Genomic DNA, 18,419 nt, shown 5'->3' with positions numbered 1-18,419 from the left:
CGGACGTCAGTTGAGTTCGATCCGGGAGCCCTTGATGGCGACGGTGCCGGGGCTCTCGATGCTGATGGAGGTCCGGGCGCGCAGGCTGAGCGTGGCGCCGCCGTCGACGGTGACCTGACCGCCCGCCCCGGCCGAGACGGCGACCGTGCCGCCGTCGCCGCAGTCGATGTGGATGCGTCCGGCGGCGGCACCGCTGCCCGGGGGCGCGGGACGGCAGGTCAGCGTCACCGTCCCCGCCGCCTGGTCGACGGCGAGGCCCAGCTCGCCGCCGCCCGTGCCGAGGACGACCGAGGAGACGTCCGGGGGCCCGCCCCGGCCCGGCGGCACCTTGTCGTGGAAGGCGAGCATGTTCCCGGTCGGGGAGACGATGCCGCGCCGCACCACCTCCGCGGTCCGGCCGGTCGCCTCCACCGCCGGGCCGCCGGGCGCGTACGTACTGGCCTCGGCGAGCACCCCGCCGACGACGTACGGCCTGCGCGGGTCGCCGAGTTCGAAGCCCAGCAGCACCTGGTCGCCCACCTCGGGCAGCAGCAGCGCCCCGGCCCGCCGCCCGCCCCCGGCCTGCACGACGGGCGCCCAGTCCGTCTCGTGGTCGGGGGCCAGCCAGGGCAGGACCACCCGGACCCGGCCCCGGCCCACGGGGTCGTTGACGTCGGTCACGATCCCGCAGACCAGGCCGGGAATCCGGGGTGCCTCCAGGGCGGCGCCGGAGCGGGCGGTCAGGGCGAGCAGGCTACGGTCTGCCGGGGTGCCCAGCTCCAGATGGGTGCGGTAGCCGCCCTCCAGCTGGTCGAAGACGTGCCGGGCCGCGGTGACCGCCCACGTCCCCGCGAACGGCCGGGGCGGACCGGTGACCCGTACCGTCGTGCCCGTCCGCAGCCGCGGGTCGCCCCAGGCCGTGGCCTGCGCCTCGGCCAGGCTGCCCGCGAGCCGCTGACCCGGCCCCTGGAGGGCCTCCCCGGAGGCGGCCGTGATCGCGCCGCCCGTCGCCGGGGACGTACCGGTGATGAGGTGGCCGCCCGCGGCGGGCGCCGGACCCAGCGGCGACGCGGCCCCCGCCCGCGGTGCGGGCGCGGTGCGGCCCCGTACGGCGGCCAGGATCTCCGGCACGTCGACGCCGGTCAGCTCGGCGCCGCCGAGGTCCCCGGCCGGGCCGGCGGTGGCCGTCTGCGTGGCCACCGCCCGCGCCCCCAGCGGGTCCCACACCCGCATCTCCGCCTCGGGCACCAGGGCCGCCGCCGTCACGCGGGGCCGGAACGCCCGCAGATTGTGCTGGAGTTCGAGCGCGACCGGGGTGCCTCCGGAGCGGCCGGGACCCGGCCGGAAGTAGAAGCCGTCCTCGTCGACGCCGAACTCGTAGCCGATCTCGCGGCAGCGCCAGGCCAGGAACTCCCAGTCGGTCTGGTTGAGTTGGCCCAGGTGCGTGTGGGAGGTGCGGGTCGGTTCGATCCGGCCCACCGGCAGACCGGCCTCCCGCGCGATGCCGCGGGCGATGTCGGCGTCCGTCATGTTCACGAACGTCCTTACGCGCGACCCGCGTTGCAGCCGGTGGCCGTGGTCGTAGGCGCGGACGGTGGTCAGGACGGACAGGTCGACGCAGTCCGCCTCCACGGCGGTGACCTCGCCCGAACCGACCAGCACCGGACGGGTGGTGCCGGTCGGACGGCACCACACCTCGATCCGGCCGCCGAAGCCGATGCCCGCCCGCTCCAGCACGTCCGCGCCGTCGTCGCGGAACACGACCTCGATCATCGTGGGGGCGTTGCGCCGGTGGTCCACCACCGCCCGCAGCACCAGCCCCTGGACGTCGTCGGCGAGGGGACGCGCGGCCGTGCCGCCCGCCCGGATCTCCGGCGCGGGCGCGGGCGGGGCGGGCGGCGCGCTCACCGGCCCCCCAGCCTGGCGACCATGTCCCGCGTGGGGTCCTCCCGCCGACTGGGCTCCCCGTCGGCGGAGAACCCGGCGGGGACGCCGGGGCGGACGGCCGCCGGCGCGGTGCCGCCCGTCCCGGCGGCCGCGGGCGCCGCGTCGGCCCTGCCCAGCACATGCAGGGTGAGGTTGCGGACCTCCGCGCGGATGGGCACCCCGTCACGGGTGAAGCGGGTGTATGTGCAGTCGAAGCGCATGAGTTCCACCGTGTAGTCGAGGCCCGTCCCGGCGGCGCCCCACCGGAAGGTCAGCCGCTCCCGCTCGCCGGGCACCGCCGTGCCCTCCGGCCGCTGCTGCGTCCGCTCCACCACCCACTCCAGCAGCAGGTCCACCCGGCTCCGGATGTCCGTCCCGGTCAGGACGAGCGTCGACATGACCAGCCGCGTCGAACCCCGCGTGACCATCGCGGCCATCAGGCTGTGGTCGTGCTTGTTGTCCTTCCCGACGGGGTCGGCCAGCCCCTCCGCGTTGTGCGACAGACTGATCTCGCTCGGGTTGTACTCGAACGCGAACTCCGTGCCCCTCCCGTCGCGCAACGCCCCCCGGGCGACGTTGCGTTGCAGGGAACCGGCGGGCGGTACGGTCACCGCGGCACCCCCGGACGGTCACCGGCGTGCGCCAGGAACCCGCTGTGCTCGAACGACAGCCGCTCGATCGCCACCGCGTTGCTGCGCGCGTCGAGATCGGGCCCCGTCCACTCCTTCGGCGTGGCCCGTTGCAGCACCCAGCCCGTGACGAGCGCCCCCTGGTGGTCGAACAACCGGATCGTCACGTCCTGCCCCTGGTACGACCCGCCCCGGCCGCCGTCGTACTCGTAGCCGGTCCAGCGCGCCGCCACCCCGGCCAGCCACGCCTGGAGCCGGGGCGAGTCGGCCGCCGTCATCATCCGTTCGAGGGTGACCGTGCCGTACGTGACCCGGTCCGGCAGCAGCGTGCGGTCGCAGTACTGGCCGCCCTCGACGATCTCCTTCGAGCCGAACGACACCTGGAGCCCGTGGCACGACGACCACAGGCCGAGGTCCACGTCCCGCTCGTCCAGCGTCACGTGGAAACGCATCGCCAGCCCCGGTCGCAGCCGGTCCCCGGCGGAAGCGCCGGAAAGTCCGGGGAGCGGTGGTCCCACCGGGCCGGGGCCGAAGCCGGGAGTGGGGGCGGGGGCGGGGGCGGTTCGAGGGGTGGGCGCGGGCCCGGCGTGCGGGAGCGGGGTGCCGGGCGTGGGGTGCGGTGGTGCGGTGGTCATGGCGAACCTCGTCGGGGTCAGTACGCGGAGGGAGGGGCGGGGGACGGGCCGGGGCCGGCCGGGGCGAAGTCGTCGTCGAGGAACCCGCTGTGGGCCAGTTCGAGGGTCTCCATAGCGACGCCGCCCCGCGCCGAGTCGAACCCGTCGATGCTCCAAGCGGCCGGGAAGAACTCCTTCAACTGCCAGGTCACGGTGGGCCTGCCCTCCCAGTTCGTCAGGGCGATCGCCCCGGTCAGCGGGGTGCTCCGCCGCGAGGTCTCGCTCAGCCACTCCTGCACGGTGCGCGACTCACGGCAGGCGGCGCGGGTCAGCTTGATGTGTTCGTACTGCGGCACGCCCGGGAACACGAACGGCTGGTTCCAGCGGTCCCCCGCGCGGTACTCCACCACCTGCCACGTCACGTGCAGACCGGAGGCGGTGGCCCAGGTGCCGAGCTGGTAGCGGGAGTGGTCGATGGCCACGGTGAACCGGTGGGCCATGTTGACCGACCCGAAGAACGCGTCCTCGTCCATGGCGAGTCCGCCTGCGGCCGGGCTGTCGGACACCGTCTTCTCCCATCTGCCGTACGGGGTCTGCGTGTTGTGCATGGTGTGCGTGCTGTGCGTGCTGTGCGAGGTGTGTCAGGTGTGGGTGTCTTGTGTCGTTTCGTCGGCTCAGGTGCGGGGGACCAGCAGGCCGTTGCGTTCACGGTCCACGACCAACTCCCGCCGCAGCCGCGCGACCACCCGGTCGTGCAGGCGTCCCGCCAGCGCGTCCAGGAACGCCGGATCGTCCAGATGCCGGAAGGTCCGCTGCCGCTGGTGGGACGCCAACAGGTCCATCAGGGCGGCCCATTCGGGAGTCTGGTCCAGGGGGATGTCCCGGCCGCCGCCACCGCCGCCACCGCCTCCGCCGGAGCCGGGCCCTGAGCCGGTCCTCGGCGGGGGCGGGGGTGGGGGAGCGGAGGTCCATCCGGCGACCTGGAGGGGGCCGGGGGCGTGGCGGGGGGTGGAGACGGCGGCAGGGGCCGGGGTGGGGACCTGACCGGTGCCCGGAAGCAGGGGGGTGGCTGCTTCCGGGCCCGGGGCGGGGGTGCCGTGGCTCGCCTCAGCCACGGGCCGCTGCTCCTCCCCGGCGCCGAACCAGAGCCGGTCGGCGCGTGCGCGGGCGCGGAGCGACCGGGCGGGGGCGGAGACCTCCGCGGGGAGCGCGCCGCCCACGGCGATCGGTGCCGCGTACGGCAGGAACGCCTCCCGCTCGGCCGCCGCCGGGGTCGGCACGGGCTGCTCCCGCGACCGCCGGACGCCGGGCGACGGGGGCAGGGGTGAGGGCACGGCGCGGTGCTGCGGGGCGTACACCGGGGTGGGCCAGGACCGCTGGGTGGGGGCGAGTTGGCCGCGCGGTGGGTCGGTCAAGGGGCCGCCTGGTGTGGGGAGGGGGTTCGCTGTCCGGGCTGGGGGGAGTGCGGCGGGGAGGGGGGCCGCGGGGGAGCGGGTGCCTCGGGGCTCGGCGGGGTGGGCCGGGGCGTCGGCGACGGTTCGGGCCTGCGGGGACGGGGGTGGGGATGGTGGAGCGGTGGGGGTGTGGTGGTCGGCGGATGCGTGCGGGGAAGGGCCCGCGGTGTGCGGACCGGTGGGGGGCGGCGGTGCCGGTGTCTGTGTCGGCGTCGGTGGCGCTGGTGTGAGCGGGGGCTCCCGTCGCTCCTGCGGCTCGGCCGACGGAGAGGGCGCGGGAGACGCTGAGGGAGGCGCCGGGGGAAGTGCCGTGGAACTCGTCCTCGTCCGGGGGCTGTTGGCTGGGTCGGGCTCGGGCGTGGTGTTGGTGGGTGCTTCGTCCACGGTCGGGCGGGCCGCCGTCGGAGCCGGTGTGCCGCCCTCCGGGTTGTCCGGCGTGAAGTCCCGTCCGGGCGTGGGGCGCAACCTCCGCCCACGGTCGCGGGAGGCGAGTCGCAGACTCCAGGCGGCCTCCCAGCCGGGCGGTTCCCCGGGCACGGGGCCCGCGCCGGTCGCCTCCGACGACGTAGGCGTGGGTGTCGGCGCTGGCGTCGGCGTCCAGGGTGTCCGCCGTGTGGAGGGCGTCATGGGGGTCCCCGCAGGGGTGGACGTGGGCGTACCCGGCCGGAGTTGAACCGGAGGGACGCCCGCCCCGGTCGGCGTGACGGCGGCGTCGGGTACGGCGGGCGTCGCCGTCCCGGCGGTGGGGGCCCCGGTGGTGGCCGCCGGGACGGGAGGTGCGGGCGTCGCCGCCTCGGGCGTGGTGGGGGCGGCCGGGGCCCCGGAAACCCCGGACGTGACCGGTCCCGAGGAGCGGCCGTAGCCCTGGGGGTGCCGTCGGGGGCGTGCGGGCGGCGGTCCCGGAGACACCGCGGGTGCGGGACCGGCCGTGTGTCCTGGCGCCGCGCCCCGAACGGAAGCCGCCTGGGCGGCCGGGGAGTGCGGAGCAGGCGGGCCCGGCCAGGGAGTGAGGGCCCCGGGCCCGCCTGCCGTCATGGGCGTCGACGCCGGGTCCGCCGCACGGCGGGCCCGGACGTACGACGGGAGGTCGTCCTGCGTGGCGAGCTGTTCCAGCAGCCAGGCGGGCCGGAACGCGTCGAGCTTCCGGTCGAACTCGGAGCGAGGGCGCACCGGGGGCGGCGTCACGGGCCGGGGCGGGCCGACCCGGTCGTCCGTCGCCCGCGTGAGCGTCGCCCGCTCCCCGGCCACGGTCTCCCGAGCCGCGGCCCGCGTCATGGCGTCCCGCGCCACGGACACCCGCCGCACGGGCACGACCGGAAGTTCAGGACCGTCCGCCCACGGAGCCCCTCCCGCCGAGCCCGGACGAGCGTCATCCGTACGACCCACGCCCGCACCCGCACCGGCACCGGCCGTGTCCTCAACGGCCGTACGCGCAAAGGCGGTACCGGCACCGCTCCCCGGACCCACCCCACCCGCCCCGTTCGTCGCACGCTCCGCACGCTCCGTGTGCTCCTCGCGCACCTCGACCTCGCTCCCGGCCCCCCGCCGCCCGGCCGGGCCCAGGGCCGACCACCGACGCCCCGCGCCCCGCGCGTCCCGCGTCGCCACCGGCATCACCCCCCGCGTCTCCACGGCCGCGGCCACCGGCCGTACCAGCGCGTCCGCCCGCCCCACCGGGACGGTGGACGCGCCCGTCGGGTCGTCCGGGAGCGGTGTCCGGCCTCCGCGCCGCGTGGGGCGGACGCGCGGCGGTATGTGGATGAGGGGGCGGGTGCCCGCGCGGGCGACCGCCCCGGGGGCGAGGGCCGACACGGTCCACGGCACGGCCGCCAGGGTCGGCCGGAGGCCGAACTCCCGTGTGCCGTCGGGCGGTCCGGCGGACTCCGGCTCCGGTGTCCCGGCCGCGTGCCGGACGCGCCAGCGCGCGGACAGCCGCCTCCACGACCACTTCACGGGCCGCCTCCTCTCCAAGGGCCGGGCACCGGACGGGGCTCAGCCGTCCGGTGCGTCTTCGGGTGGGTGAATCCGCTGGTTGATCCGACCGATCTCCTCGATCACCCGCTGCCGTGCCGGGTGCTCCAGGCCGAGGACCGAGTCGGCGGACCAGTGCAGGTAGTAGGCGACGTACACGACCTCCTCCCAGAGTCGGTCGGCCGGGTACGTCAGGATTCCCCCGGCGCCTCACCCGCCACGTCGACCAGGAACCGGTGCGCGCAGGAAGGGCAGTCGACCTCGGCCTCGGTGCGGCCGTCCTGGTTGATCCGCCGGTACAGGTCCTGGAGGAACGCCAGGTCGGAGGCGAAGAGGTTCTCTACGGTGTCGGCGGACACGTCCGTCACCCCGCCGAGCCGTGTCACGGTCCGGCTCAGCAGCAGCACCGTCAGATAGGCCGGGTTCTGCCGCACCTTGGGGTCCGTCTGGGGCGCGATCTCGTCGCGGGCCGTGGCGAGCCGCATCACGCCTTCCCGGTGCACGCGGCCGTGCGGGTCGACGTACCCGCGGGGCAGCACGAAGGGGTACTCCGTGCGCATGGTCTGCCCCGTGACCTCCTCGCCGCCACTCACAGCGGAAGGACCTCCTCGCAGGTGAACGTCACCGTCTCCAGGACGATCTCGGACATGCCCGCCTTGAGGTTGCCGATCTCGACCTTGCTCGGCCACGCGTTGATCAGCCGGTAGGAGGCCTGCGGGTCACCGCTGGCGTTCTGGAGTTCCAGCGTGCCCGTCATCCGGGCCCCGGGGTTGCCCGCGCGCACCATGGCGTGCCACGCCATCAGCTGCCCGGAGCCGTCGACGCCCCGCTTGAGGGTGACCGTGGGCGGCTTGGTCTTGCCGAACTGCTTGGTGTGGACGATCGCCCCGGTCCGGGCGTCGGCCGCGATGTACTCCGTGGGCTCCACCTCGCTGGTGATGCCCGCGAGTTCGGAGAAGTAGGACGGCGCGGCACCGTCGAAACTCACCACGAAGCGGGCCGCGGAGATGGCCTGCGGGATGCCGGACATGCCGGACGACATGGTCATGGTCTGCTGTCCTTCTGGTCGGTGCGATCGGTGCGATCGGTGCGATCGGCGCGCCCGTGGCGCGCGATCCGGTCGTCGCTGTCGTCGCTAGTCGTTGCCCTCGGCGCCCGGTGTGTACTGCGAGAGCCGGAACACCACGAACTCGGCCGGTTTCACGGGGGCGATGCCGATGTCGATGGTCAGCAGGCCCGCGTCCCGGTTCTCCGGCGGGTTGTTCTCCTCGTCGCAGCGGACGAAGAACGCCTCGGCCGGGCTGCGGCCGAACAGCGCGCCGCTGCGCCACACGCGGGTGAGGAAGGCGGTGACGGTGCGGCTGACGCCCTCCCACAGATAGCGGTCGTTGGGCTCGAACACGACCCAGTTGGTGCCGTCGAGGATCGACTTCTCGACGTAGTTGAACAGCCGGCGCACGTTCAGGTAGCGCCACTCCGGGTCGCTGGAGAGCGTGCGGGCGCCCCACACGCGCACCCCCTGGCCGGGGAAGGTGCGCAGGCAGTTCACCCCGACCGGGTTGAGGATGCTCTGCTCGCCCTTGGTCACGGCGACGGCCGGGGCCAGCACCCCGCGCAGCACCTCGTTCGCCGGTGCCTTGTGCACGCCGCGCGTGGCGTCGTTGCGGGCCCAGACCCCGGCCACGTGCCCGCTGGGCGGGATCGTCGTGGCCCGCTTCTCGACCGGGTCCATGACCTTCACCCACGGCCAGTACAGGGCGGCGTACTTGGAGTCGAAGCCGGAGTACTCCTGGCGCCAGTCGTGGGCGGCCCGCGCGTCCAGGCCGGGCAGCGGGTCGATGATCGCGACGCGGTCGCCCATGGTCTCGCAATGCCCGATCAGGGCGAGCTGCACGGCCTTGACGGCCTCGGCGTCGAGGGTGCCGCGCGCGTAGGCCGACATCAGGTCGGGGACCGCGACCATCGTGATGTCGTCGATGGCCTCCAGTGCGGCGAGGCCGGTGCGGGCGGCGGTGTCGCCGATGTAGCGGCCCGCGTCCAGGTCCCCCACGAGCGCCGGTTGCGTGCCGGCGGTCCGGGCCACGGCGGGCGGCGCGGACGCCGGGGCCGGGGCGAGCGCGACGCTCGTCCCCTTGGCGGGACGGGCGTACGCGGCGCCCTTGACGTCCTCCAGCGTGATCAGGGCGGACTTCTTCAGGGCGGTGCCCACGAAGGACGGGCCGCGCTTCACGGAGACGTTGTCGTACTCCTCGACCACCCGGCCGTCCCGCCGCACCACCAGCCGGAACACGTCGTCGTCACCGTCCGGGCCGGTCCCTGCGCCGGTCCCGGCGCCGGTGGCGGTCCCGGTGCCGGTGGCGTCCTCGACCTCGACGACCACCGGCCCGGCCGCGGGCCCGTCCGCCGCCGTCAGCGCGACGGTCAGCGCGGGCCTGCCGTGGGCGCCGGGCAGCTCGCCGCGGGCCGCGGGCGCCCGACCGGACGGCACGGCCGGTGTCTCCGCCGCCGGGTCGGGCGCGGCGGCGCCGGTGCCGAGGCTGATGACGTACGCGTTGCCGCCGCCGTTGAGGAAGTAGCCGTACACGCTCTGCGGGAGGTACGCGTCGGGGGTGAACGCGCCGAACGTGTGCGTGTACTGGGTCCAGTTGGTGACCAGGACGGCCTCGTCGACGGGACCCTTCTCGGTGAAGCCGATGAACGCGGCGGTCGCGGTTCCGACACCCTGGATGGGCCGGATGCCCGAGGACGTCTCCTCCACGAAGACGCCCGGAGTCAGATAGGTGGGCACACGTTCCTCGCTTTCCTGTGGGACGACTCACGGTTTCACCCGCCCGGGTCCGGACGAGAGCGCGATCAGCCCCGCGGAAGGACACCGCCGTCTGCCTGATGGGGAATCCGTCCGGCCGTGGCCCGCGGCCCGGGGCGGCGGCCACGATGGCGTGATGATGGAGGCGGTGACCCTCTCGCTGGGGGCCTGGCTGCGGCGCTGCGTCCCGGACGCCGCCCTGTCGTTCGACGACGACGGGGGCCGCGGACCGGCGGACCCGGACGGCCCGGTCGTGGTGCGGGTCTGCCTGTACGACGTACGGGAGGAGAGCCGGGGCCGGGGCGGCGGCGTGTACGCGCGCGACGGCGCGGACCGCCCGGTCACCGCCCGGCTCCAGCCGCTGCGCGTCCTGCGCCACTCGTACCGGCTGACCGCGCACGGCGCCGACTGGCGGGCGCGGCAGCGGGCCCTCGGGGACGTCCTGGTCGCCGGGGCGGCCACGGTGTGCCTGCCGGACGACCTGGTGCACGCCTCCTTCGCGGCCTTCGGCGGCGGCGCGCTGCCCGTCGCCGTGGCCCCGGCCGAGCCCGTGCCCGCGCCGCCCGTGCTGCCGACCGAGCCGTTCGCGCCGGTCCTGTGTCTCGTGGTGCTGGCACCGCTCCGGCCGCCCGCCGACCACACCGTGGACCGCGCCCCGAGCCGGATCGGCCTCGGCGCCCGCCGCACGGACACCCCGGCGGCCCCCATCGGCCCCGACGGCTCAGCCGCCGGTCCCGGACCGCGCCAGTGGCGGCCCAGGACGCGCCCGCGCATCGAGGAGCACGGCGGGTGACGCCGAATCCCCTGCGGGCATCATGCTGCTGACGTTACGTCAGATCAGGCCCTCGCGGATGGCGTAGGCCACGGCGTGCGAGCGGTTGCGGAGTTGGAACCGGTGGGTGATGTCGTGCAGGACGTTCTTGACGGTCCGTTCCGAGTACGACAGCTTCTGCGCGATCTCCCGGGTGTCCAGCCCGGCGGCGACCAGCCGCAGCACCTCGCCCTCCCGTTCCGTGAGCCCGTTGAAGCGCAGCCCGCGCGGCGCCAGGACCTGCTGCTGCACCTGCGACACCTGCTTCAGTAACCGTCCCAGCAGGTCGGGCGGCACCACGCCCGCCCCGCGGTGAACGGACGTGATGACCTGCACCAGCCGGTCCGCCGTGGCCTCCCGCCGCCGCACCAGCCCGGCCACCCCGGACTCCACGGCGACCATCACGCCCGCGTCGTCCAGCTCCGACACCACCGCGACGACCTCGCGCATGCCCTTGCCCCGGACCGCGCGCAGCAGCCGCAGGGCCTCGTCGTCCATCTCGTCGGTGACGATCAGCGCCACCGTGTCCGCGGTCGTGCGGGAGCCGTCCGCGATCCAGATCTCCGCCCGTGACTTCAGGGCGGCGACGATCCCCGCCTCCGATATCGGGTCCGACGTCCGCACATGGACGAAGATGCGGTCGGTGGTCATGGTGCGCTCCTCGTGCGGGGGGCTCCGCGGGCAACGGTGCTGCCCCGGACCCCTGTCCGGCTGTGCCCGATCAGCCTTCCTCCCGGACGCGGGCGTGACCATGACCGTGACCGGCGGCTTCCTGGACCGAACCGGTGTTACCGGCTCGTAAACCTTCCCTGCGGGGCGAGTTCGGCCCGCAGAGGTGGCCGGAAGGGGCAGCCGGACGGGCGGCCGCCCGTCCCGCGCCCGCCGCGCGCCCACCTGCCCGGCCGACCTGGCGGCGGCCCGCGCGGCGGACGCACCGTCGACCCGTCGGAGAACGGACAGTCGGCTGTCGGGTTGCGGGAAGGGGAGGTGACCGGGCATGCCGGACACCGAGGACGTGGTGCGGGAGGCGGTGCTGCGGGCCGTCGGGAGCGCGGTCGAACGGGCCTGGGGCACCGACCGGTTCGCCCTCGCCGGGGGGCTGCGCGCCGCCCTGGCGGAGCAGACCGGGCTCCCTCAGGGCGACGCGGTGCGACGGCTGTTCCAGACGTACGGCACGACGCTGACCGGCCTGATCGTGCGGTACGCCGGTCCCGGTCCGGACGCGCCGCCCGCTCCCGCCGACCGCGAGGAGACCCGGATCGCCCTGCACGACACGGTGGTCGCGCTGATCGCGGACCTCGTCGCCCTCGGCGTTGTCGCCCCCGCGGGCACGGCGACGGCCGACGACGGGCCGTACGCGTCCCCGTCGGTGCACGAGGCCGCGCACCAGGTCGCCCATGTGGTGACGGCGTCCGCCCGCCGCGCGCCCGGCCGCCACCCGGACGGGGGTGACGGTCCGTCCGAAGGCCGCGACCGGTCGCCCGGAGCCGCCGCCCGCCGCCGGGACCGGCGGGCCGAACGCGCCCTCCAGGAAGCGCGCCGCACCCTCGACGGCGTCGACTGGGCGGCCGTCGCCGACGTCAACCGAGCCCTGCTCGCCGCGCTGAAGCCCCGTGAGCGGCTGTCCCTGCTGTGGGCCACGCACCCCGGGCGGCTCGTCGTCGGCACGGCCAACCCCGCCCACGCGCCCCTGAGCGCGCTGACCGGTGTGCCGGGCGCGGGCGTGTTCGCCGGGTCGGTGCAACGGGGCGCCGGGACCGGCCCGTTGCGCCGCACCCCCACGGCCGAGGTGACCGGGCTGCCCCGCGAGGCGGGCGAGGCGGTGCCCGCCGCGTTCGCCGCGTACGGCTTCCGCGTGACCGTGCGCGCCCCGACCCGCTGGGACGCGTGACGGCGCGCCCCACCGGGAGCGGGGCGACCCGTAAGGGCAGCCGACCCCGTCCGTACGGGTGCCCGCGCGGCGTGGTGACCCTCGGCGGGCGCCCGGCACAGTGACGGCAACGGCCGGCCCACGACGCCCGCCTCCCCGTTCCCCGGCCGCAGAGGAGCCGCCTTGTCCGAGGCAACGACGCTGTACGACGACGTCCTGTACCGGTGGGAGCAGCTTCCCGCGGGCACGGACTGGCCGGTCTTCGCCGAGGTCGTCCTCGGGCAGCCCGACCTGGCGCCGTACGCGTACTACTTCCACGAGTTCGGCACCGTCCTCGCCCACCTGCCCGCCGAGCGTGACGACGAGTCGCTGTACCGGCAGGACGTCGTGACCCGCTTCGTCTACTGGCTCGCGGGCGAGTACGGCATCCACGAGCAGTGGCCCCCGGCCGAGCAGCAGTACCAGCCCGACCAGCCGTACCAGCCCGAGCAGCAGTACCAGCCCGACCAGCAGTATCAGCCCGGCTGGCAGGGCCAGGCCGAACCGCCGTACCCGGTCGACCCGTACGCGGCGTACGGGCAGCCGGACCAGTACGGGCAGACGGCCCCGTACGGCCCGCAGGACGCGTACCCGCAGCCGGACCCGTACGCCCCGTACGACCAGCCCGCCGCGTACACCGCCCACGCCGAGCCCGCCCCGTACGGCTCGTACGACCAGTACGCCGCCTACGACCTGCACGCGCAGTACGCCGAACAGCCGCCGCAGGAGGCGGAGTTCGTGCCCGAGGTGCCGCCGGAGGGCGTGGAGGAGGCCACCCCGGCCGACCCCGCTCCGGCCGACCCCGCCCCGGTCGATCCCGCTGCGCTCGGCCTGCTGGTCGAGGCCGTGCGGGCCGCCGCGGGGGACAGTGACGGCGACGGCACGCTCACCGAGGAGCACGTCCGGCTCATCCAGGCGCACGGCCTCTCCCTGGAGGTCGACCTCGACGAACTCCCGCCCCAGAACGCGGCCTGACCCCGTTCCCGCACTCCACCCCCCATTCACAGAACCGAAGGGCAGCGATGACCGTCCCCCCTCTTCTGTCGGCGATGGGCCCGTTCGGCATCGTGGCCAACTCGACCGCGAGCCTGGCCTACTCGATCGTCAAGGACCTCAACAGCAGCCTCTCCTTCGAGGCGACCTCCGGCACCCCGCTCGACGCCGTGCCCGACGTGCTCAAGGACGCCCTCGTCGACGAGGACCTCGGCGAGCACGCCGTCTCCGGGCTCTTCTACACGCACAGCCGCTTCCAGCCGATCGCCCGCCAGGTCAAGCACCTCACCGGGCTCCTGCACCGCCACCGCGACGCCGTGCCCGAGGCGGTCCACCACAGCCACAGCATCTTCATGGTGCTCCCGCTGAGCATGTCGTACACCGCGGTTCGCCTGAGCACCCGTCAGGCCCAGGTGCAGCTCATGAACAAGGCGAACGAGTCCGCGGCGTCGGTGGACCCCGTCGACACCGACGAGATCACGCGCGCCGAGGAACGCGTCGCCCAGCTGGGGGAGTTGCTGGACGGGCACCGCTACGCGCAGGACGTCGCCGCCCGCAAGGCGTTCAAGCGTGAGCGTGAGCAACTGCTGCGCCGGATCGAGACGTTCAAGGCGAACCGCAAGGCGGCCGACCGGATGCGCGTGGAGGCGGGCAAGGTGCGCCAGGCCAGACACCGCGTCTACCTCAAGAACTTCACGATCCGCCCGCTGGAGCAGGTGGGGGGTGTGAAGGGCCGCAGCGCGGCCGGTCTGCGCGGCAAGGGCACCATGGTCGTCACCCCCCGGCAGATGCCCGCGCCGGACGGCGGACTGCCCCGGCACTTCGTCTCCGTCCAGTTCGACTGGCACGAGGACAACCTCCTCGGCCACTCCTACGACTGGCACGGCCGCGTCGACCTCGGCTGCGACGACCAGGGCGCCCCCGTGATCCTCGGGGGCGACGGCAAGTTCCTCGAACGGTTCCGGCAGACCGCGGTCGTGTCCTGACCAGCACCTCGCCGCACCCGGCGCCGCCCGGGTGCGCACGGACCACGGAAGGCCACGGAACGCCATGGAAGGCCATGGAACGCCACGGAAGGACCACGGGTGAGTTTCGCCGACGTCATGCAGAACGTGCACGCCTACGAGGTGATGGCGGCCGACCCCGTGTGGCTGCACGACATGGGGCCGGGCAACCTCGGCGGCCTCGACGCGCTGGAGCAGAACCTGTTCACGGGCGCGGAGATCCACGACTCCCTCGGTCCCTGGGCCGCCGAGGCCGGGCACGGGGAGGCCGACGCCCGGCTGGGCGCCGCCCGCCAGACGGTGGCGGACCAGGCCGTCACGTTCCTCGCCGCCTGCGCGGAGGAGTTCCGGACCCGCGTCGACGAGGGCGTCCGCACCCACGTCCACGGCATCGCCGAGACGGGCAACGTCCCCGTCATGCGGGCACACGTAGCGCTGATGGCCGAACAGCGCACCCTGGGGGAGCAGTTGGCGCGGCACTTCCTGCTGCTGGAGGGCTCGGGACTGCTCGGCCACGCCGCGCCGTGGCTCGCCCAGGTCCGCGCCCGCTTCGACTACGACCTCGGCATCCTGCACGAGTACGACCGTGTGACCCGCGAGGAGTTGACCACCCTCGGCCACGCGGTGTGACGTCCGGCCCCGTCGGTCCGCCGTCGGGCCGACCGACCCGGGGGCCGACCTGCGGACTGATCTGTTACCTGGGGTAACTGTAAGATCTTCCCAGTGCGCCGAGGGGCGGTGCGGCCAGCATGGAGATCACCATGTCGAAGCGTTCTGTCGCGGCCGAGGCCGCAGTGGTGTCCTCCCGCCCCACCACCCTCTCGGCGCCGGTCCCCGGGGCGCCGGACGAGGACTCCGTGCGCGCGTGGCTGGCCGGGGTCGGCGCGCAGCGCGTCCTCACCCGGCCCGGCCCGCTGTACGGGCTGCACGACCTCGGCGCGGGCTGGATCCTGGAGTGCCCCGCCGGACTCCCCGACCATCTCCTCCAGTTCGTCGCCGCGGGGGCCTGCACCGTGTCGTCGGAGGGCCAGCACCGCTCGCTCGCCGCGGGCAGTGTGCTGTGGATCAGGCCCGGCGCGCCCTTCGTGCTGCGCGGCACCGGGCACCGGCCGACCACCGTCCACCGCTTCCGCCTCACCGGGGACCCGGCGACCGACGCCCCGCTCGGACCCGCTCTCTGCCTGGAGGACGCGTGGGAGCTGCGGGCCGCGTTCAACGCGCTGACGACGGAGCTGCCGCCCGGCCCGCCGTCGGCCCTGCCGTACCGCGAGGAACTCGTCCGCGGTCTGCTCCTCGTCCTGTTCTCCACGCTGTTCCGGCAGGCGAGTTGGCGGCCGGGCGGGGTGCTGCTCAGCCCGGCGGCGCGGTACGCCGTCGAGAACTACGTGGACAGCACCCTCGCCCAGCGGCCCCGTGTCTCCGACCTCGCGCGGGTCGCCGGGCTGTCCCCCGACTACTTCACCCGCGTCTTCCGGCGCACCTTCAGCATGCCGCCCCGCGAGTGGATCGTCACCCGGCGCGTCCAGCGGGCCACCGTGCTGCTCCAGCGGCACGACCGCTCGGTCGCCCAGGTCGCGGCCGAGCTGGGATACACCGACTCGTTCCTGTTCAGCAGGCAGTTCAAGGCGGTCACGGGCCTGGCCCCGCAGAACTACCGCGGCCGGACGGGGCGGTTCGCCACCCGGGTGCCGTGCGCCCCGCCGGCCGTCCCGGCCGTGCGGGCGTTCGACGAGCAGCCCGCCCGGCCCGTCCCGGAACGCGAACAGCCCGACGCACGCCAGGCCCAGCCCGACGTACGGCAGAGCCGCCCCGACGCCCGGCGGGGCCGGGCCGAGGCGCGGCACGACCGGGCCGACGCGCGGCACGGCAGACCCCGCAGAGGCACTGTCAGCCGGTGACGTGTCACGCCCGCCGGGACCCGGGCGCGGGCGTCAACCGCACGGCCGCCCGTGCGGTTGACGCCCGATTGGCTTCCCGCTGATCAGAAACGGTGTCGTCCGCGTACTGGTATGTGTCGCATTGCCCGAGAAGAGGAGGGACCGCATGCGCGCGGACACCCCGCCGACGCCCCGCAGGCCGTGCAGGTCCCGGTGCGACGAACTGCCGGGACCCGTGCGGCGGCACGCGGCGGCACCGGACGGCGACGCCTCCGTCCCGGCCGTCGAGGCCGCCCTCCTGCTGCTGACGGACGGGCGCGTCACGTCGTGGACGGACGCGGCGGGCTCCGCCGGGTCCCGGCGGACGGCACCGTGCGGTGTCGAGGTGTGGGCGCGGTCGGCGGCTCAGGAAGCGGTGGCGGGGGACGGCGACGACACAGGCGCGCCCCCGGCCGTAGGCGGGGGGAGCGTGCGGCTGCCCCGGTCCTACCGGCGGCTCGTGCAGTGCCTGGCCGTCCTGGGCGACGAGGTTCCGCTCCAGCGGCTGGCCGGACTCGTCAGCGCACCGGAGGAGCCGGGGTCCGCCGTCGAGGCCGCCGCGCGGGCCGGTCTGCTCCTCTGGCATCCCGGTACGGGCCGGGTGTCGGTGGCCGGGCCGACCCGGCTGCTGGTCATCGCCACGATGACCGCTTCGGAGACCGGCTTCGCGCACCGCTGGGCCGCCCGGCACGCGCAGGGGGCCGCCGCGCTCCTGCACCGGGCGGCGGCGGCCGGCCGGCCCGACGAGGACCTGGCCCGGCAACTGGACGCGGAGGCGCGGCGGTTGGCGGTGCGCGGCCGGTACCGGCGGGCCGCCGAGCTGGCCCGGCGGGCCGCGGACGTGTCCGCGTGCGGCGCGCGGGCCGCGCACCGGACGTCCGACTCGGCGGAGTTCGCCCTGCGCGGCCACGACCTCGCCCAGGCCCGACGGGCCCTCGCGCCGACCGCACCGGACGCGGCGTCCCCCTGGCATCGCGTCCTGTCCGGCCGGCTCGCCGTCCTGGAGGGCCGGATCGCCGAGGGCGCGGCCCGCCTGGGCGAGGCGTGCCGGGAGCTGCTGGCCGACGGTCCCGCCGCCGCGGGCCTGGAGGCGGCCGTGGTGTGGACCGTCGAGGCCCGGATGCTCGTCGGCGCCCCCGTGACCGAACTCCGGCACCGGATCACCCGGCGGCCCGCCCCCGGCCGCGGCGCGGCCTACTGGGAGAGCGAACGGCGCTGCCTGGACGCCGTGTTGACCGCGGCGGCGGAGGGCCCGGCCGCCGGACTCGCCGTCCTCGCCGCAGGCGCCCCGACCTCCCTGCACCGCACCGCCGAGGCGCGCGGGCGGGCGGCGGTCACCGAGGCGTGGCTGCGGCTGGAGGGCGGCGATCCCGAAGGCTGCGCGGCGGCGGTCCGGGTCGCCCTCGGGGCCGCCGCGTCCGGCCCGGACGACCACCTCGCGGACGCGGCGCTGACCGTGCGCGGGCACGCCCTGTGGCTGACCGGCGCATGGGAGGCCGCCGAGGCGGACGGCCGCGCCGTCGCCCGTTCGGGCAGCCCGCTCTGGCGCGCCCAGGGGCGGGAACTGCTCGACCTGGTCGCGGCGGGCCGCGGCGCCGCGCCCCGCGAGATCTCCGCGGACGAGGCGGTGGAGCGCTCCGTGCCGGGCGCGGTGGCGCGGCTGTTCCACGCGCTCGTCGCGGAGGCGCCCGCCGGACGCCCGCAGGCCGCCGCGCTCCTCGCGGACCCGGACCACCGGCTCGGCCTCGACGTGCTCTCCGGTCCGCTCCTGCCGTGGCGCAAGGCCGACCTCGTCCACGCGGCGGTCACCGCCGGGGACGGCGCCCGCGCCGCCGTCCTCCTCGACTCCCTGCGCGCCGAGGCTGACGCCCTGCCGCCGTGGCTGCGCGCCTGCGCCGCCTGGGCGCAGGCCCGCGCCACGGCTCTCACGGGCTCCCGCGAGGCGACGGCCCGGCTCTACGCGCGCGCCGACGAGTCCGCCGCGGACCTGGAGGCCACCGCTCCCTGGTACTACGCCCGCTACCAGGCCGACCACGCCGCGTTCCTCGCGGCGGCGGGCCACCGCCGCGAGTCCGTCGACCGCTACCGGGCGGCCTGGACCGTCGCCGGACGCGTCGGCGCGGAGCCGCTGCGCGCCCGCTGCGCGGCGGGACTGGGCGCCCTGCGCATGCCGGAACGGGCCCACCCCTTCGCCCTGACCGCCCGCGAGACGGAGGTCGCCCGCCTCGTCAGCAGCGGCCTCACCAACCGCGAGACCGCGGCCCGCCTCTTCGTCACCCCTGCCTCGGTCGGCTTCCACCTCAGCAACATCTACGGCAAGCTCGGCATCCGCTCCCGCTACGAACTCCGCGAGTGGTGGTCGAACCGCGAGGACACCTGACCCGGCCCCGCTGCCCCCCGGGCGTCG

Annotated in this window: 17 protein-coding genes; 7 read left to right on the top strand and 10 right to left on the bottom strand. The window is 75.7% G+C overall.

What is annotated here, in order from left to right:
* Nucleotides 1-6: 6 nt before the first annotated feature.
* The 9 genes from ACIQPQ_RS20515 to ACIQPQ_RS20475 form a co-directional block, all read right to left on the bottom strand.
* Nucleotides 7-1,887: a VgrG-related protein gene (locus ACIQPQ_RS20515; protein ID WP_401305665.1), complete on the bottom strand. Its 1,881-nt coding sequence runs from the start codon at nt 1,885-1,887 to the stop codon at nt 7-9.
* Nucleotides 1,884-2,516 (bottom strand): hypothetical protein, encoded by a 633-nt coding sequence (locus ACIQPQ_RS20510; RefSeq protein ID WP_401305663.1) that lies wholly within the window; start codon nt 2,514-2,516, stop codon nt 1,884-1,886. The genes ACIQPQ_RS20515 and ACIQPQ_RS20510 overlap by 4 nt, the downstream gene beginning before the upstream one ends.
* The gene (locus ACIQPQ_RS20505; RefSeq protein ID WP_401305661.1) at nt 2,513-3,169 is read right to left on the bottom strand and encodes a phage tail protein; all 657 of its coding nucleotides are present in this window, start codon (nt 3,167-3,169) and stop codon (nt 2,513-2,515) included. The genes ACIQPQ_RS20510 and ACIQPQ_RS20505 overlap by 4 nt, the downstream gene beginning before the upstream one ends.
* Before the next feature lie 17 nt (nt 3,170-3,186).
* Nucleotides 3,187-3,756, bottom strand: a complete 570-nt coding sequence (locus ACIQPQ_RS20500; RefSeq protein WP_401305659.1) for a phage tail protein — start codon at nt 3,754-3,756, stop codon at nt 3,187-3,189.
* Between the two features lie 66 nt (nt 3,757-3,822).
* Nucleotides 3,823-4,563, bottom strand: coding sequence for a hypothetical protein (locus tag ACIQPQ_RS20495; protein WP_401305657.1), 741 nt, complete (start codon nt 4,561-4,563; stop codon nt 3,823-3,825).
* 2,031 nt (nt 4,564-6,594) lie between these two features.
* On the bottom strand, nt 6,595-6,768 hold the full coding sequence (locus tag ACIQPQ_RS20490; RefSeq protein ID WP_383781143.1) for a DUF6760 family protein: 174 nt from the start codon (nt 6,766-6,768) through the stop codon (nt 6,595-6,597).
* Nucleotides 6,765-7,133, bottom strand: a complete 369-nt coding sequence (locus tag ACIQPQ_RS20485) for a hypothetical protein (RefSeq protein ID WP_383781140.1) — start codon at nt 7,131-7,133, stop codon at nt 6,765-6,767. Before ACIQPQ_RS20485 ends, ACIQPQ_RS20490 begins: the two co-directional genes overlap by 4 nt.
* Nucleotides 7,134-7,162: 29 nt before the next feature.
* On the bottom strand, nt 7,163-7,621 hold the full coding sequence (locus ACIQPQ_RS20480; RefSeq protein WP_383781107.1) for a phage tail protein: 459 nt from the start codon (nt 7,619-7,621) through the stop codon (nt 7,163-7,165).
* 87 nt (nt 7,622-7,708) lie between these two features.
* Nucleotides 7,709-9,361: a phage tail sheath family protein gene (locus tag ACIQPQ_RS20475; RefSeq protein ID WP_401305655.1), complete on the bottom strand. Its 1,653-nt coding sequence runs from the start codon at nt 9,359-9,361 to the stop codon at nt 7,709-7,711.
* Nucleotides 9,362-9,515: 154 nt separating this feature from the next.
* Between ACIQPQ_RS20475 and ACIQPQ_RS20470 the strand changes: the two genes are divergently transcribed.
* Nucleotides 9,516-10,172: a hypothetical protein gene (locus ACIQPQ_RS20470; RefSeq protein ID WP_401305654.1), complete on the top strand. Its 657-nt coding sequence runs from the start codon at nt 9,516-9,518 to the stop codon at nt 10,170-10,172.
* A gap of 39 nt (nt 10,173-10,211) precedes the next feature.
* Here the strand turns inward: ACIQPQ_RS20470 and ACIQPQ_RS20465 are convergent, their stop codons facing one another.
* The gene (locus tag ACIQPQ_RS20465) at nt 10,212-10,841 is read right to left on the bottom strand and encodes a response regulator transcription factor (RefSeq protein ID WP_383781101.1); all 630 of its coding nucleotides are present in this window, start codon (nt 10,839-10,841) and stop codon (nt 10,212-10,214) included.
* Nucleotides 10,842-11,187: 346 nt separating this feature from the next.
* On the opposite strand from ACIQPQ_RS20465, the gene ACIQPQ_RS20460 reads away from it, so the two are divergent.
* The 6 genes from ACIQPQ_RS20460 (at nt 11,188) to ACIQPQ_RS20435 (ending at nt 18,392) form a co-directional block, all read left to right on the top strand.
* A complete protein-coding gene (locus ACIQPQ_RS20460; protein WP_401305652.1) occupies nt 11,188-12,081 on the top strand; it encodes a hypothetical protein in 894 nt (297 codons plus the stop codon).
* Nucleotides 12,082-12,243: 162 nt separating this feature from the next.
* Nucleotides 12,244-13,074, top strand: coding sequence for a hypothetical protein (locus ACIQPQ_RS20455; protein ID WP_401305650.1), 831 nt, complete (start codon nt 12,244-12,246; stop codon nt 13,072-13,074).
* 47 nt (nt 13,075-13,121) lie between these two features.
* Nucleotides 13,122-14,078 carry a hypothetical protein gene (locus ACIQPQ_RS20450; RefSeq protein ID WP_401305649.1) on the top strand — a complete coding sequence of 319 codons (957 nt, stop codon included), beginning with the start codon at nt 13,122-13,124 and terminating at the stop codon, nt 14,076-14,078.
* 99 nt (nt 14,079-14,177) lie between these two features.
* Nucleotides 14,178-14,726, top strand: coding sequence for a hypothetical protein (locus ACIQPQ_RS20445; protein ID WP_401305647.1), 549 nt, complete (start codon nt 14,178-14,180; stop codon nt 14,724-14,726).
* Nucleotides 14,727-14,857: 131 nt separating this feature from the next.
* Complete coding sequence (locus ACIQPQ_RS20440) at nt 14,858-15,994, top strand: helix-turn-helix domain-containing protein (protein ID WP_401305645.1); 1,137 nt, start codon at nt 14,858-14,860, stop codon at nt 15,992-15,994.
* A gap of 145 nt (nt 15,995-16,139) precedes the next feature.
* Complete coding sequence (locus tag ACIQPQ_RS20435; protein ID WP_401305643.1) at nt 16,140-18,392, top strand: LuxR C-terminal-related transcriptional regulator; 2,253 nt, start codon at nt 16,140-16,142, stop codon at nt 18,390-18,392.
* Nucleotides 18,393-18,419: the final 27 nt, after the last annotated feature.

Source organism: Streptomyces sp. NPDC091281, assembly GCF_044757425.1.
Taxonomy (GTDB): domain Bacteria; phylum Actinomycetota; class Actinomycetes; order Streptomycetales; family Streptomycetaceae; genus Streptomyces.
The sequence above is the reverse complement of the archived record's forward strand: the minus strand, read 5'-3'. Positions and strand labels throughout refer to the sequence as shown.